General features: G+C 63.3%; 15 protein-coding genes and 1 pseudogene. 4 read left to right on the forward strand and 12 right to left on the reverse strand.

The features are described from left to right. Positions 1-76 precede the first annotated feature (76 nt). Both AC25BC_RS11760 and AC25BC_RS11765 read right to left on the reverse strand, forming a co-directional pair. Positions 77-355, reverse strand: coding sequence for an acyl carrier protein (locus AC25BC_RS11760; RefSeq protein ID WP_003540486.1), 279 nt, complete (start codon positions 353-355; stop codon positions 77-79). Between the two features lie 52 nt (positions 356-407). Further along, on the reverse strand, positions 408-641 hold the full coding sequence (locus tag AC25BC_RS11765; protein ID WP_017994367.1) for a hypothetical protein: 234 nt from the start codon (positions 639-641) through the stop codon (positions 408-410). A 146-nt stretch (positions 642-787) separates the two neighbouring features. On the opposite strand from AC25BC_RS11765, the gene AC25BC_RS11770 reads away from it, so the two are divergent. Further along, complete coding sequence (locus AC25BC_RS11770; RefSeq protein ID WP_012757829.1) at positions 788-1,510, forward strand: Crp/Fnr family transcriptional regulator; 723 nt, start codon at positions 788-790, stop codon at positions 1,508-1,510. Between the two features lie 86 nt (positions 1,511-1,596). On the opposite strand, the gene AC25BC_RS11775 is transcribed toward AC25BC_RS11770, so the two are convergent. The 8 genes from AC25BC_RS11775 to AC25BC_RS11810 all read right to left on the reverse strand — a co-directional run bounded on the left by AC25BC_RS11775 (position 1,597) and on the right by AC25BC_RS11810 (position 8,230). After that, positions 1,597-2,025 (reverse strand): L,D-transpeptidase, encoded by a 429-nt coding sequence (locus AC25BC_RS11775; protein WP_012757830.1) that lies wholly within the window; start codon positions 2,023-2,025, stop codon positions 1,597-1,599. A 139-nt stretch (positions 2,026-2,164) separates the two neighbouring features. Next, the gene (locus AC25BC_RS11780) at positions 2,165-2,365 is read right to left on the reverse strand and encodes an ECs_2282 family putative zinc-binding protein (RefSeq protein WP_012757831.1); all 201 of its coding nucleotides are present in this window, start codon (positions 2,363-2,365) and stop codon (positions 2,165-2,167) included. Between the two features lie 93 nt (positions 2,366-2,458). After that, complete coding sequence (gene cbiB, locus AC25BC_RS11785) at positions 2,459-3,439, reverse strand: adenosylcobinamide-phosphate synthase CbiB (RefSeq protein WP_012757832.1); 981 nt, start codon at positions 3,437-3,439, stop codon at positions 2,459-2,461. Continuing rightward, positions 3,436-4,458, reverse strand: coding sequence for a threonine-phosphate decarboxylase CobD (gene cobD / locus AC25BC_RS11790; RefSeq protein ID WP_012757833.1), 1,023 nt, complete (start codon positions 4,456-4,458; stop codon positions 3,436-3,438). The genes cbiB and cobD overlap by 4 nt, the downstream gene beginning before the upstream one ends. Beyond that, positions 4,455-5,765, reverse strand: coding sequence for a cobyrinic acid a,c-diamide synthase CobB (locus tag AC25BC_RS11795; RefSeq protein ID WP_012757834.1), 1,311 nt, complete (start codon positions 5,763-5,765; stop codon positions 4,455-4,457). Before AC25BC_RS11795 ends, cobD begins: the two co-directional genes overlap by 4 nt. Continuing rightward, positions 5,762-6,601, reverse strand: a complete 840-nt coding sequence (gene cobA, locus AC25BC_RS11800) for a uroporphyrinogen-III C-methyltransferase (RefSeq protein ID WP_012757835.1) — start codon at positions 6,599-6,601, stop codon at positions 5,762-5,764. The genes AC25BC_RS11795 and cobA overlap by 4 nt, the downstream gene beginning before the upstream one ends. A 185-nt stretch (positions 6,602-6,786) precedes the next feature. After that, on the reverse strand, positions 6,787-7,740 hold the full coding sequence (locus AC25BC_RS11805; protein WP_012757836.1) for a nucleoside hydrolase: 954 nt from the start codon (positions 7,738-7,740) through the stop codon (positions 6,787-6,789). 70 nt (positions 7,741-7,810) lie between these two features. Continuing rightward, positions 7,811-8,230 carry a cobalamin biosynthesis protein gene (locus AC25BC_RS11810; RefSeq protein WP_026157385.1) on the reverse strand — a complete coding sequence of 140 codons (420 nt, stop codon included), beginning with the start codon at positions 8,228-8,230 and terminating at the stop codon, positions 7,811-7,813. 100 nt (positions 8,231-8,330) lie between these two features. Between AC25BC_RS11810 and AC25BC_RS11815 the strand changes: the two are divergent. The 3 genes and pseudogenes from AC25BC_RS11815 to AC25BC_RS11825 form a co-directional block, all read left to right on the forward strand. Continuing rightward, positions 8,331-8,597: pseudogene (locus tag AC25BC_RS11815) on the forward strand (TSUP family transporter); the annotation flags it as partial. A gap of 51 nt (positions 8,598-8,648) precedes the next feature. After that, a complete protein-coding gene (locus AC25BC_RS11820) occupies positions 8,649-9,062 on the forward strand; it encodes a nuclear transport factor 2 family protein (RefSeq protein ID WP_017988609.1) in 414 nt (137 codons plus the stop codon). Continuing rightward, on the forward strand, positions 9,062-9,856 hold the full coding sequence (locus AC25BC_RS11825; RefSeq protein ID WP_017994374.1) for a helix-turn-helix domain-containing protein: 795 nt from the start codon (positions 9,062-9,064) through the stop codon (positions 9,854-9,856). Before AC25BC_RS11820 ends, AC25BC_RS11825 begins: the two co-directional genes overlap by 1 nt. A 5-nt stretch (positions 9,857-9,861) precedes the next feature. On the opposite strand, the gene cobO is transcribed toward AC25BC_RS11825, so the two are convergent. Together cobO and cobN are read right to left on the reverse strand one after the other, a co-directional pair. Continuing rightward, on the reverse strand, positions 9,862-10,512 hold the full coding sequence (cobO, locus tag AC25BC_RS11830; protein WP_012757838.1) for a cob(I)yrinic acid a,c-diamide adenosyltransferase: 651 nt from the start codon (positions 10,510-10,512) through the stop codon (positions 9,862-9,864). Continuing rightward, positions 10,509-14,678 carry a cobaltochelatase subunit CobN gene (cobN, locus tag AC25BC_RS11835; protein ID WP_487778556.1) on the reverse strand — a complete coding sequence of 1,390 codons (4,170 nt, stop codon included), beginning with the start codon at positions 14,676-14,678 and terminating at the stop codon, positions 10,509-10,511. Before cobN ends, cobO begins: the two co-directional genes overlap by 4 nt. Positions 14,679-14,682: the final 4 nt, after the last annotated feature.

Consider the following 14,682-nt stretch of genomic DNA (forward strand, 5'->3'; position numbering starts at 1 on the left):
TGCACTAGTTAGGAACGAAACCGCCCGGCCGCCATATTCACGGCGGCAGGGCGTTCAAAAAAGACTGTTATATCGCTCAGGCCTTGGCTGCTTTGAGCTCGTCGATCTTGGCGCAGAGGTTCTTCAGCACGAAGTATTCTTCGGTGGAAACCTTGCCTTCGTTGACTTCCTGCGTCCACTTTTCGAGCGGGATCTTGATGCCGAATTCCTTGTCGATCGCAAAGACGATGTCGAGGAAATCGAGGCTGTCGATACCGAGGTCGTCGATCGTATGGCTCTCCGGCGTGATCGTCGCGCGGTCGATCTCGCTGGTTTCTGCAATAATGTCGGCAACTTTATCGAATGTAGCGGTCACGCGCTGTACCTCATGAAATGACGATTTAAACCCCCTCATAGGCAAATCCATTTCAAAAGCCAATGCTTTCGTCCCGGCGTTGCGGCAATTTGCCGGCTGGGTGTTGCCTAAACAGCAATGGAATGCCGGCCTTTGCCGTCACCCAGGGCGCGAGGCGACGCTGCTGCAGAAAACCCGTCTCGCCGGCGAGGGCGAAGAAGCCGTCCGAATCAAACCCGCGGACGGCCTCGTCTCGACGCCGCACTTCCAATAACAGCCAGGGCACGCAAACTTTGATCTGGATCAAATCGCGATCCGGCCAAAATTGATAATCATCAAGCCGCGCTGGAAGAAATCGGGATAGCCGAACCCGCAATCGCGGCGTAATCGTCTAGGGTATGCCCGGCATGCGCAACCACACCCGGCACATGCGGATTTCGAAGGGATCAGGACATGGACGTCGCACGCAGTGAGGTTTCCGACGCCGGCACTCTCGCCGCCTGCCGTTCCTGCCAGGCGCGGCACGGCGTCGTCTGCGGCGCGCTGTCGAGCAGCCAGCTCCGGGAGCTTGGCCGCCACTCGCTGCGCCGCAAGGTCGATGCCGGCAGCGAGATCATCGCTCAAGGCTCGGAAAGCTCCTTCTATTCGAACATCATGCGCGGGGTGGTAAAGCTCTGCAAGGTGATGCCGGACGGGCGCCAGCAGATCGTCGGCCTGCAATTCGCCCCCGATTTCGTCGGCAGGCCATTCGTGCGTGAAAGCACGCTGTCGGCCGAGGCTGCGACCGATTCCGAAATCTGCGTCTTCCCGCGCAACCTGCTCGACCGCATGATATCGGCGACGCCGGAACTACAGCGCAGCCTGCACGATCAGGCGCTGAAGGAGTTGGATGCCGCGCGCGAATGGATGCTGACGCTCGGCCGACGCACCGCCGAAGAGAAGGTCGCAAGCCTGCTCCACCTCATCGCCACCCATGCCGAACCGCAAACGGCCACAAGCACCGCCTTCGACTTGCCACTATCCCGCGCCGAGATCGCCGATTTCCTCGGTCTGACGATCGAAACCGTCAGCCGCCAGATGACCAGGCTGCGCAAGAGCGGCGTCATTCGCATCGAGAACTTCCGACGTATCATCGTCCCCGACATGGATGAGCTGGAGAGGATGATCAGCGCGTAAACTGGGATCAGCTGCCGATTTCGGGTCAGGCGCTGATCTGAGATCAGCGCATAAAAGGGATCAGCTGTCGATTTGCTGATCCGAGATCAGCGCGTAATGACCACGCGGGTATTGGCAAGGCCGGCCTGCCGCGTCAGCGAGAAGAATTGGGCGGCATTGTCGGGATGCAGGCGAACACAGCCATGCGAGGCCGGCCGGCCCAGGCGCTTCAGGTCGAAAGTGGCGTGAACGGCGTAACCGCCGTTGAAGAACACGGCGTACGGCATCGGCGCATTGTCGTATTTGCGCGAGCGATGATCGCGCGACAGCCACTTGGCGCTCCACGAACCGGTTGGCGTGACATAGCCGTTGCGCGCGGTCGAAACCTTCCAGCGGTACTTGACGAAGCCGTTCTCGGAAACGGTCATCGTTTGCTTGCCGATGCTGATATTGGCGACCAGCGTTGCTGCCTGAGCGGCAACGGGAGAAAACTGCAGCAATAAACTTGCGGCCGCAGCCGCCAAAACCCGCCTCATGATACCCTCTTATCGCCTTGGCGCAGTTTAATTGCGCCCCCACGAAAGAGAGACTACGGCAATACTTATTATATTGCTTTAATCCGAATGGTAATCACAACTCTAACGGCGCATGGCAGCAAGCGGGTGCGCCGCAGGCTTACTGAAGCTTACGCTTCGCCCCAAATTGATTGAGCTGCTGGTAGGCCTTGTTCATCTTCTCGCGGATCGAGGCCATGGTGCCGAGATTATGGCCGCAGGCGGCACAGGTGATGATGTCGGTCTCCCGGATCTCGGGACGCTCGAACTTCATCTTGGTGCTCTTGCACTTCGGGCACGGTAATTCAACCTGAACTGTCATCACTCTGCTTCCGGTCTGGTGGAGGTAGGAGGCGTTTCGCATAAACGTTTGAGTGGGAGCTGTCTACCGAGGCGTGGTCGTACCGTGCCGCCTCTACAGAAAACACAAGAAAAGCCCGAACGTCACACCGGCGAGCACCATGCAGCTGGCATAAAACACCGATACGCCGTCCTCGATGTCGCCCGAGGTCGCCACGTCGCGGCCGGCGTCGTTGATCATCGGTTCACGCACGATGACGCCGCCATAGATGCGCGGGCCGGCGAGCTGGACGTTCAGCGCGCCTGCCATGGCCGCCTCCGGCCTGCCGGAGTTCGGCGAACGGTGCAAGGCCCCGTCGCGCATCGCCACGCGGATCGCCTCACGGCCGGCGCTTGTTCCCCGCCGGATCCAGGCTCCGGCGGCAATCAGCAGGATGGAGAGGCGCGCGGCCGGCCAGTTGGCGACATCGTCGAGCCGAGCGGCCGCCCAGCCGAAGTCGATGTATTTTTCCGACTTATGGCCGATCATCGAATCCGCCGTGTTCAGCATCTTGTAGGCGAAAAGCCCCGGCAGGCCGAAGACTGCATACCAGAGCGCCGGTGCGACGACGCCGTCGGAGAAATTCTCGGCAAGGCTTTCGATCGCCGCGCGGCAGACGGCAGGCTCGTCCAGCGTCTCGGGATCGCGCCCGACGATGCGGGAAACGGCGGTCCGCCCGCCGGCAAGCCCCTCGTCGCGTAGCGCGACGGCGACGGCCGCGACGTGATCGGCAAGGCTTTTCTGCGCCAGGAAGATCGCCACCAGCCCGGTCTCCAGCAAGATGCCGACAAGGCCGAACAGCGCGAAGAACCGGTTGAACACGAAGCCTGCGGCCAGCGCCAAAAGAAGCAGCGCCAGGATGGCAGCGACGCCGTTCATCCGGCGTTGCGACCCCGTGAGGCTTGCGGGATTGAGCTGCCGGTCGGCATAGGAGATCGCCGCGCCGAACATGACGACGGGATGCGGCACCCGCAACCACAGCCATTGTGGATCGCCGGCGATCCGGTCGAGCAGCAGCGCCAAAAGCAGCACGAGAAGGTTTTGGTCGATCGTCATCGCTTAAATCTCTGAAGGGCTTCGCCAAGCCGCCTGTCCGCCGCCGGATCGGGAGCAAGCCCGAAACGCAACCAATCCGGCGCATTATCGAACTTGCGGACGAGAATATGATGCTGGCAGAGATATGTGTAAATGTCGCTCGCCCTGGCGTCATTGACAAGGGTAAACAGCGCCGTGCCCCCTGCTATCCGCAACCCGGCACCATCCAGCGCCGTATGCAGGCCGATGCTGCGCTCCTCGATGCGGCTGTGGATCGGAGAAACGTCCGAACGCAGCAGCGAAGCGGCCAGCGAAAGCGCCGGGCCGGAGACGGCCCAGGGGCCGAGCCAATCCTCGAAGCGTTCGAGAATATTCTCCCCCGCAATCGCAAAGCCGAGCCGCAGGCCGGCAAGCCCGAAGAACTTGCCGAAGGAGCGAAAGATCACCAGATTGGAAAGCTGCGGCGCACGGGATGCAAGGCTCAGCGCCGGATTTGTATCACCGAAGGCCTCATCGACGACAAGAAACCCGTTTGCAGCCTTTATCCTGTCGTGCAGGGCGACCAGCGTTTCGGCCGGCCATATCCGCCCATCCGGATTGTTCGGATTGACGACGACGGCCAGCCGATGCGCGGCTCCGATCGCGGCAACATCGTTGACCGCATCGACGGCAAAACCGGCCGAGGTGAAGGCACGCGCATATTCACCGTAAGTCGGCGACACCACGGCGATCCTATCGTCCGTCACGGCGATGCGTTCATCCGCGCCGACCAACCGCGGCAAAAGCTGAATGACCGATTGCGTACCGGGCACGGGCAGCGGCAGAATCTCGCCGCTGCCGTAATGGTCGCGCGCTGCAAACCTTGCCGCGTCGACCAAATGCCTGTCCGGCAGGCGGTGCCAAGCCCGTGCAGGAATCTCCGGCAGGGCGACGGGGCACGGATTGATGCCGGTGGAAAGATCGAGCCAATCTTCCGGCCTGCCGCCGAAAGCGGTGGCAGCGGCGGTGATGCCGCCGCCATGGACGATCGGTGCGCTCATGCAGCCGTTGCTCCGGCCAGATCGATCAGATGCATGTAGGACCCCGCCACCTGCCCGCACCGGAGCCCGGCTGCACCCAGATCGGTCCCGAGCGCATCCTGCACCTGAAAAAGCCGCTTGCCCTCGCCCTCGGAGACGACGCTGGAATAGTGGAATTCATGGGCCGTCATCATCCGCGCGAAGAAGGCGCCGTCGAGCGGCACGACACGGCGATAGCCGAGATGGCGCGTTCGCTCGGCATAGCTGGTAACGACCGGCAGCAGGCCGAGCATCTGATGGCGCTTGCCCTCCGCATCGATCAGCCCGTTGCCGAGCACCATATAGCCGCCGCACTCGCCGTAAATCCGGACGCCGCGCGCCGTCGCGTCGAGCATGCCGGCGCGGAAATTCTGCGCCTCTGCGAGCCGTCCGGCGTGCAACTCAGGATAACCGCCAGGCAGATAGATCGCATCGGCGTCGTTAGCTGGTGCCTCGTCGGCAAGCGGCGAGAAGAAGGAGATCGCAGCACCCCGGCGACGCCAGCCGAGCAGCATATGCTCGTAGGAAAAGGCAAAGGCGACATCGCGCGCCACGGCGATGCGTGCGCCCAGCGGCGGCAACCGGTCGATATTGGCGGCCGACGGCCGGTTGAGCCCTTGCTTCGCAATGCGTAGCAGAAATTCGAAATTGCATTCCTCGGAGACCGCATCCGCTGCATGGTCGATGAAATTGTCGAGCGTCGCATGTTCGCCGGCCTGGACGAGGCCGAGATGGCGTTCCGGCAGGGAAAGCGCCTTGTCGTTGCCGATGACGGCGATGACAGGCATGCGGATAGCCTCCAGCGCCTGTCGCAGCATAGCTTCATGCCGGTCACTGCCGACCTTGTTGAGGATGACACCGGCAACGCGGACATCGGCGCGGAAGCCGGCAAAACCGGCAACCAGCGGCGCCACCGACTGCGACATGCGCGAGGCGTCGACGACGAGCACCACGGAAAGCCCGAGCTGAGCCGCGAGATCGGCCGCCGTTCCCTTTCCGTCGGCCGCGCCGTCGAAAAGCCCCATCATTGCCTCGATGACAAGGATACGGTCGCCGGAGCGGTGAAGGGCGCCATTGGCCGAGATTAGCTCCGGGCGCATCGCCCAGGGATCGAAATTCAGGCAGAGCGTGCCGCTTGCGGCCGCATGAAAGGCGGGGTCGATATAGTCGGGGCCAGCCTTGCCGGGCGCGACCGCGACGCCGCGCCGGCGAAGCGCACGGAGCAGCCCGAGCGTCACCGTCGTCTTGCCGGCGCCGGAGGAAGGGGCTGCGATCAGGAGGCCGCTCATGCCCGCACCTTGCCGGACCGGCGGAATGGATCGGGTTGCAGGCGCCGCCCCGCGAGCGCACCAAGCCAGTCGAGTGAAGCTCGGAGCCGGACCACCTCACCGACGACGACCACCGCCGGCGGCTCCAGCCCGGAGACAGCGACGGCCTCAGTCGCCTCCCCGAGCGTCGTTTCCAGCACCTGCTGCCGGCCAGTGGCAGCATTGCAGACGAAGGCAACGGGCTCCGACGGCAGCCGGCCTGCGGCGATCAGCCGGGCGCTGATCTCGCCGATATGCTTCATCGCCATGTACATGACGATGACGGGCGAGCCCTGGCCAATCGCCTCCCAGTTGATCCTGTCGGGCACGATGCCGGACGAATCATGGCCTGTAAGGAAGGTCACGGCATGGTTGATGTCGCGATGCGTCACCGGGATGCCGGCATAGGCGAGTCCGCCGATACCGGCGGTGATGCCGGGCACGATGCGGAAGGGAATGTTGTGTTCGGCCAGCGTCAACGCCTCCTCACCGCCGCGCCCGAACACGAAAGGATCGCCGCCCTTCAGCCGCAGCACCCGCTTGCCGGCGCGCGCCAGCTCCACCAGCCGCAACGAAATGTCGCGCTGTTTCGCCGAAGGCTTACCGCCGCGCTTACCGGCATATTCCACCAGCGTTTCCGGCCGCGCCAGCGCCAGGCATTCCTCGTTGACCAGCGCGTCGTGGACGATGACGTCGGCCTCGAAAAGCCCCTTGGCGGCGAGCAGCGTCAAAAGCCCGGGATCGCCGGGACCGGCGCCGACGAGCCAGACGCTGCCCGGCTCAAGCACCGGAAGATGGGAGAATGCGGCATCGATCATCCTGCTGATCTAGGCCCCGCAAAGGGCAAGGTCAACGCCGCGCCCATCACCTCACTTGAAGTTGCTAAGACGACCATGACTCACTTTGCAAAGAGGCGGATTCGAATTCTCGAAAAACCGGCACAACAATATGAATATATTATCATATATCGAAAGCCGGCGCGATGCGCCGGCTCACCCATCCCTCAGGCTGCAAGCAGCGTGTTGCGGATGAGGTCGAGGACCTTCTCCGATTCAATACCGGTGCAGACGACCTGGCTCGGCAGGCCATCCCAAGCGCCGTCAGGCGGAAAACGCCGCCCATCCGGCCTGACGATCGTCTGACCATCGGCGATGCCGCCGCAGACGACGCGCACCGCCCCCGATATCGACGAGAACAGCTCCGGCACCACGACATAGACGCAGGCGCAACTGTCATGCACCATCATGCCGTCTTCGACCGCGTGCTTGTAGAAATCGATGTAGGACTGCGAGAGTGCGTCGAGCTGCTTCACCGCCTTGTCACCCCTAGCCGCCATCTCGCCGAGATAGCTGCGGCTCATCGTGGTGATCGCGGTGACGTCGAGGCCGATGACGGCGACCTTCCAGGGCGCGGTCATGACGATGTCGGCAGCTTCGGGATCACCGTGGATATTGGCCTCGGCGACCGGCGAGACATTGCCCGGCACATAGAAATTGCCGCCCATGATGACGACGTCCTTGGCCAGCGTCGCAATCTCGGGATCTTCCTTCAGCGCCAGCGCCAGATTGGTCATTCGGCCAACGGCGACGAGTCGCACTTCGCCCGGATGAGCGCGCACCGTGTCGATGATAAAGCGATGCGCCGGGCGCGGATCGAGCGGCAGGTCGATCGTCTCGGGCACATCGATATCGCCGAGGCCGTTCTCGCCATGCACCATGGCCGGCCACGGCCGCTCCGCGCGCGCGGAATCGATGGTGACGCTGGCGCCTTTGGAAACGGGTGCCGCAATATTCCATTCGCGCTTGAGGAAGAGCGCATTGCGCGTCGTCGTCTCGACCGAGGCGTTGCCGAAGACCGTGGTGATGCCGAGGAGGTCGATTTCGGGATGACGATGCAGAAACAGAAGCGCCATGGCGTCATCGACGCCAGGGTCAGTGTCGTAGATGACCTTGTGCATGAGATATCCTCTAGATGTGAACCGTGAAGCTGCCGAACGGCGCTGCGAATTGGCGCCACCATAACGTCCACTAGGCTTTCTGCAACCCGCTGCGGGCAACTGCCGCCGTCGCATGTGCAGATTTGATCTTGGCGACAGCAAGCTCGGCATCCGGCCCCGCAGCCGCCAGCGCAGCTGCCTCGGAGACCCCATGGCAGCCGACGCGGGCAAAGACGATCGCGGAAGGATTCGCCAGTCGCGGCGTCTCCTCCTCGAGCCGCAGCGCGCCGAAAAACACGGCGGGCACGGAAAAATGCGCGGCAACGGCAAGGATCGCGGGCTCCAGTCTTCGGCTGTCGATCGAGGCAATGGCTGTGAGTTCCGCCGCGCTTATAGCGACTGCGTCGAGCGCCTCGATCGCAAGCGCCAGCATCTCGGCAGGCGGCGTGCCGCGCTCGCAGCCGAGCCCGAGCACGTGGCGCCTCGCCGTATCGAAAGAGATATCGCTCATGGAAACCGTCAAATACGCCCTGCCCATGTCTTTGCAGCCATTGCAGCTTGGGGCGGCAAATGCAACAAGGCCGTTCGAAATCCCTGCCCGGAAAACCACCTTGCCCGATATCGCCTTCCATCTGCTTCTGCTGCTCTGCGCCGTGGCTTTCTTTGCCGGGTTGGTCGATTCCATTGCCGGCGGCGGCGGCCTCATCACCGTCCCCATCATGCTGATCGCGGGCATTCCGCCGCTCCAGACCCTCGGCACCAACAAGGTGCAGTCCCCATTCGGCGCGGCCTCGGCCACGATCACCTATACCCGCAAGGGCCATGTGCAGCTTGCGGAACAACTGCCGATGGCGCTGATGGCTGTCATGGGCGGTTCGACCATCTTCCATTACCTCTGGCGTAATTGATAGGGTGCATCGCCTTCCCGCATGATCGGACTGCCTGGAACTGACGGGCGATCAAAAGGAGATGACCCGATGAACGACGCAAACACCAACGCAGAGCGCTATCTCGCCATCTGGAACGAGACGGATGCCGCTCGCCGTCGCGCTCTCATCGCCGAGAGCTGGAGCAAAGCCGCCACCTATATCGACCCACTGATGCGCGGCGAAGGCCATGAGCAGATCAATTCGCTGGTCGAGGCGGTACAAAGCCGCTTCCCCGGCTTCCGCTTCGCCCTGATCGGCGCGGCCGACGGCTACGGCGACAACCTGCGCTTCTCCTGGGGCCTCGGCCCGGAAAACGGCGATGCGCTGATCAAGGGCACGGATTTCGCCGAACTCGAAGGCGGCAAGCTGAAATCCGTCCGCGGTTTCATAGATTTGCTGCCGGAAGCCGCCTGATGACGCCGACCGCCCGCTCCCTTGGAGACCATCTGCGCGAATGGCGCCAGCGCCGCCGCATGAGCCAGCTCAACCTCGCGCTGGAGGCGGAGATCTCGCAGCGGCATCTGAGCTTCATCGAGAGCGGGCGCTCGACACCGAGCCGCGACATGCTGCTGCATCTTGCCGAACGGCTCGACGTACCCCTTCGCGATCGGAACCCGCTGCTGCTCGCGGCGGGTTTCGCTCCTGTTTTTGCCGAACGCGCACTCGACGATCCCGCATTGGAACCGGCCCGTCGCGCCATCGACATGGTGTTGAAAGGGCACGAGCCCTTCCCAGCAATCGCTGTCGACCGCCATTGGACACTCATCGCGGCCAATGCGGCCATCGCTCCGCTGCTCTCAGCCGTTTCCGACCAGTCTCTGCTCACGCCACCCGTCAACGTACTGCGCCTCAGCCTGCATCCACAAGGATTGGCGCCCCATATCAAAAACCTTTCCGAGTGGCGCGCCCACCTTATCGGCAGGCTGCGCCAGCAGTTCTCGGCTTCGGGCGATCCAATGTTGGACAAGCTTTTAAAGGAGTTGCTGTCCTATCCGGCGCCTAAAACTGCTGGCGAGGTCCATACCGACTACGCCGGCATCGCCGTTCCCCTTCAGCTTTCGAGCAAGGCCGGCTTGCTTTCCCTGATCTCGACGACGACTGTGTTCGGCACGCCCGTAGAAATCACTTTGTCGGAACTCGCGGTCGAATCCTTCTTCCCGGCGGATGAGGAAACGGCTGCCATCCTGCGCAGCCTCGCGCTCAACTGACCGCCTCAGAACTCCACGCCCGGTTGACCCTTGATGCCGGAGCGGAAGGGGTGTTTGACGAGTTCCATCTCGGTCACCAGATCGGCGATTTCGATCAATTCTTCCTTGGCGTTGCGCCCCGTCAGCACGACATGCGTCATATGGGGCTTCTCGCTCTTCAGAAAGGCGACGACTTCGTTGATGTCGAGATAGTCGTAACGCAACGCGATATTGATCTCGTCGAGCAGCACCATGGAATTGCGCTCGTCGCGGATCAGTTCCTTGGCCTTTTCCCAGGCGGCAGAGGCTGCGGCGACATCGCGGGCACGGTCCTGCGTTTCCCAGGTGAATCCCTCGCCCATCGTGTGGAACTGGCAGAGATCGGAGAAATGCTTCTCGATCAGGTCTCGCTCGCCGGTCCACATCGCGCCCTTGATGAACTGCACGACGGCAGACGGCTTGCCATGGGCGATGTGGCGGAAGATCATCCCAAAGGCAGACGAGGACTTGCCCTTGCCCTTGCCGGTATGGACGATGATCAGCCCCTTGCCATCCGTCTTGGTGGCCATGATCTTGTCGCGCGCGGCCTTCTTCTTCGCCATCTTCTCGGCGTGGCGCGCATCGTCCTTGCCGCTCCCGGCTTCTCCGATCTCGGCGTTCGTGGTCTCGTCGCTCATTGGTTCACCTCATTCTGTTGTCTGGCGGCCAGGTCGAACCGAGCCGAATTGCTGCGCGGCGTCCAGAGGCTGCGGTCGATCGCCTCAAGCAGCCGCTCCCTCATCTCGTCGAATGCTGCAGGGTTCTTCTCGATCATGAAATCGCGCACGCCGTCATCGGCGACGAAGGCCTGGTAGACGGCATCGAAGTGATGTTCGCCGACCGCCCCTGTCGTCGCCGAAAAGGCAAAGAGATAGTCGACGGTGGCGGCGATCTCGGCCGCCCCCTTGTAGCCGTGGCGCATGACGCCTGCGATCCATTTCGGATTGACGACGCGACCTCGCACGACGCGGCCGATCTCCTCCTCCAGCGAGCGGATCACCGGCCGCTCCGGCCTGGAATGGTCGTTGTGATAGATCGAAGGCCGTGCGCCGGTGAGCTGTTCTGTGGCGGCGGCCATGCCGCCCTCGAACTGGTAATAATCGTCGCTGTCGAGCAGGTCGTGCTCACGATTGTCCTGGTTCTGAATGACGGCTTGCACCGAGCGCAGCCGTTCTTCGAACAGGCCGCGTTCGGCCTTGCCCTCCTCGCCGGCGCCATAGGCATAGCTGCCCCAGACGAGATAGGCCTCGGCAAGATCGGCGCGCCGTTCCCAACCCTTCTCGTCGATCAGCGCCTGCAATCCGGCGCCGTAAGCGCCGGGTTTCGAGCCGAACACACGGTAGCCTGCCCGCCGTTTAGCCGACACCTCGTCGAGGCCGGCGGCCGCAAGCCTAGCTGCCTCGCCGCGCATCCGCACAGCGATGGGATTGTCGGCTTCGTCCTCTTCAAGCGCGCCGACGGCGCGGATCGCCTTGTCGAACAGCGCAATCTGCTCGGGAAAGGCATCGCGGAAGAAGCCGGAAATGCGGAGCGTCACGTCGACGCGCGGCCGCCCGAGCATCGCCGGCGGAATGATCTCGTAGCCGGTGACGCGCCGCGAACTCATGTCCCAGAGCGGCTTGACGCCGATCAGCGCCAGGGCCTGGGCGATATCGTCGCCGCCGGTGCGCATGTTTGACGTGCCCCAGGCCGTCAACCCGAAGGAGACAGGCCATTCGCCGTGATCCTGCACATAGCGGCGTACCAGCAACTCCGCCGATTTTTTGCCGAGCTCGTAGGCGGCCGGCGTCGGCACGGCGCGGCTGTCGACGGAGTAGAAATTCCGCCCGGTCGGCAGTACATCGGGCCGCCCGCGCGTCGGTGCGCCAGAGGGGCCGGGCGCGACGAAGCGGCCGTCGAGGCCGGCGAGCAGGCCAGCGATTTCGGCCGGCCCGCAGGCCAGAATGGAGGGCTTGAGGCGGGTTTCGATCTCGGAGAGTACACATCTGGTTTGGGACCAGAGGGTCGGGCATTCCATCTCACCGGAAACAAACTTTGCCGCCAGCAGTTCGATGCGCTCGACAGTGTCTCCGTTGGTTCGCCATGGAGCATCGAGAATATCTGCGAGGATTGCGGGCCGTGGACCGGTCCAGGGAGCGGCCATTTCGGTGTTGAGAGGGTCGAAGATGGAGGCACCCCCCTCTGTCCTGCCGGACATCTCCCCCACAAGGGGGGAGATCGGCAAGTCGCTTGGGCTTCCCGAAAAAGAACCGTTTGAAGATGCCGCACCTGCGACACATGAGATTAAGCGAGGCCTCTCATCCCCGATCTCCCCCCTTGTGGGGGAGATGTCGGGGAGGACAGAGGGGGGTATCCCCCGCATGCCGCCGCCCAAGCCCGCATCCGCCGCAATCGCCCGGTGCAAACTCGCATCCCCACCCTCGCCCAGCCCGCGCGGCACCCGCGCCAGCGCCACGGTCAGGTCGGTCAGCAGCCGCCCCTCAGGCGACACACCGAAGACATGCAGCCCGTCGCGGATCTGCATTTCCTTGAGGTCGCAGAGATAGGCATCGAGCTTCTTCAGCGCCTCGCCCTCGCTTTCGCCCTTGGCAATCCCGGCATCCCGGTCGAGGCCGATATCGGCAACGAGCTCGAGGATCTGCCGGCTGAGCAGACGAATGCGGCGGGGATCGCCGCCGGAGGCCTCGTAATATTCGTCGACCAGCGCCTCCAGATCCTTGAGCGGTCCGTAGCTCTCGGCCCGCGTCAAAGGCGGTGTCAGGTGGTCGATGATGACGGCGGCAGTGCGGCGCTTGGCCTGCGTGCCCTCGCCCGGATCGTTGACGATGAAAGGATAGAGGTGCGGCAACGGCCCGAGAATCGCTTCCGGATAACATGTCTCCGACAGCGCCAGCGCCTTACCCGGCAGCCATTCCAGATTGCCGTGTTTGCCCACATGGATGATCGCATGGGCACCGAACTCGCGGCGCAGGAAAGCATAGAAGGCGAGATAACCGTGCGGCGGCACGAGATCCGGCGAATGATAACTTTCCTTCGGATCGATATTATAGCCGCGCGCCGGCTGGATGCCGACAAGCACCTCGCCGAAACGCGCGAAAGGCAGGGCGAAGACGCCCTCGCGAAAATACGGATCGTCTTGCGGATTGCCCCAGCGGGCTCTCACCTCATCTTGAATCTTATCGGGAAGAGATTCCAGGAAGCTGTTGTACAGACTCAGGGAAAGCGTCTCGCGGATGATCTTTCCATCGGAACCGGAATTGGTCGGCCCTTCCATCAGGTGGCGGATCAGCGCATCGCCGTCGGCGGGAATCTCGGCGACCGGATAACCCACAGCCCGCATAGCCTTCAGCACCTCAGTGGTCCCGGCCGGCGTATCCAAGCCGACGCCGTTGCCAAGTCGACCGTCCCGGTTCGGATAATTCGCCATGACGAGCGCGATGCGCCGGTCATGGGCCGATGTTTTCCGCAGCCGCGCCCAGTTGGCGGCAAGCTCGGCCGTATAGCGCACCCGCCCGGTATCCGGCTCGCTGGCGACAATATTCGTCTCGACGGCAGCATCGTAGCGCGCTGCCGTCTTGAAGGAGATCGCCCGCGCCAGCACCCGGCCATCGACTTCAGGCAGCAGCGCCACGTTCATGCCGAGATCGCGCGCCGACAGGCCCTGCGAGGAAGCCGCCCATGCCTCCCTCGACGAGGCCGACAGGATCGCCTGCAACACGATCGCCTCATTCGCCTCCAGCACCGTCGCCTGCCGGTCCGCACCCGGTGCCGAGACGGCAAAGCCCGTGGTGTTGATGACGACATCGGGTTTCAGCGTCGAAAACACGCTTTCGAGAATGCCTGTGGAAACCGGATCCTTGAGGCTATAGGCAAAGACCGGCAGCGGGCGGAGGCCGAGTGTCACCAGCGCTTCGATCAGAGCTTCGATCGGCCCGGTCTCGCCGCTTTGGACGAGGGCGCGGTAGAAGCTGATGGCGACGATGGGGGATGCCTGTTGCGTCGAGTTCGTAGTACCCCCCTCTGTCCTGCCGGACATCTCCCCCACAAGGGGGGAGATCGGCAAGTCGCTTGGGCTTCGCACAAAAGAAACGTTGGAGGATACCGTGCCTTCGGCCGAGGAGATGGAGCGAGACCTCTCATCCCTGATCTCCCCCCTTGTGGGGGAGATGTCCGGCAGGACAGAGGGGGGTGCCACACCCAAAGGCGCACCCTGGAGCGAAGCAACAATCCGCCGCCACTCCTCAACCCCGATCAGTCCCCGCCCCGGCCACCAGATGCCAGCCTTCATCAAAGGCACAGCCGGCGCCGGCTTCTCGGCGCCAGACAGCATCGCCTCGGCATAGTCGAGAAAGGCCCGCGCGTTGGCATCGCCGCCCTCGATCAGATAGGCCCAGAGCGCGTTGAGATCGTCGAGATCAACGTTGGAGAAAGGCACCAGCCCCGCATCCGGCCTGGCGTCGCCCGGCAGCACCGCGATCAGCGCACCGGCGCGCGCTGCTGCCGCATGCAGCGCCTCCAGCGCATAGTGGAAATAGCTGGCGCCGCCGAGCGCACGCACGATGATCAGCTTCGCATGCCGCACCGTGCGCTCGACATAGGTATCAACAGACATCGGATGCTTGAGGCTCAGCAAGCTGGCGAGCCGGAGCGAAGGCCCCGCCCGGCGCTCGCGATGGGCGGTTGCGATCGCGGCAAGCTCGCTGTCGGCCGCCGACAGGAACAGGATATCGCCCGGCGTCTGCCCGAGGTCGATTGCCTCCTCGCCGTCGCTGATCGTTCCCTGTTGAGCCAGAAGCAGATGCATCGGG

The sequence above is a fragment of the Rhizobium sp. WSM409 genome, assembly GCF_057653825.1.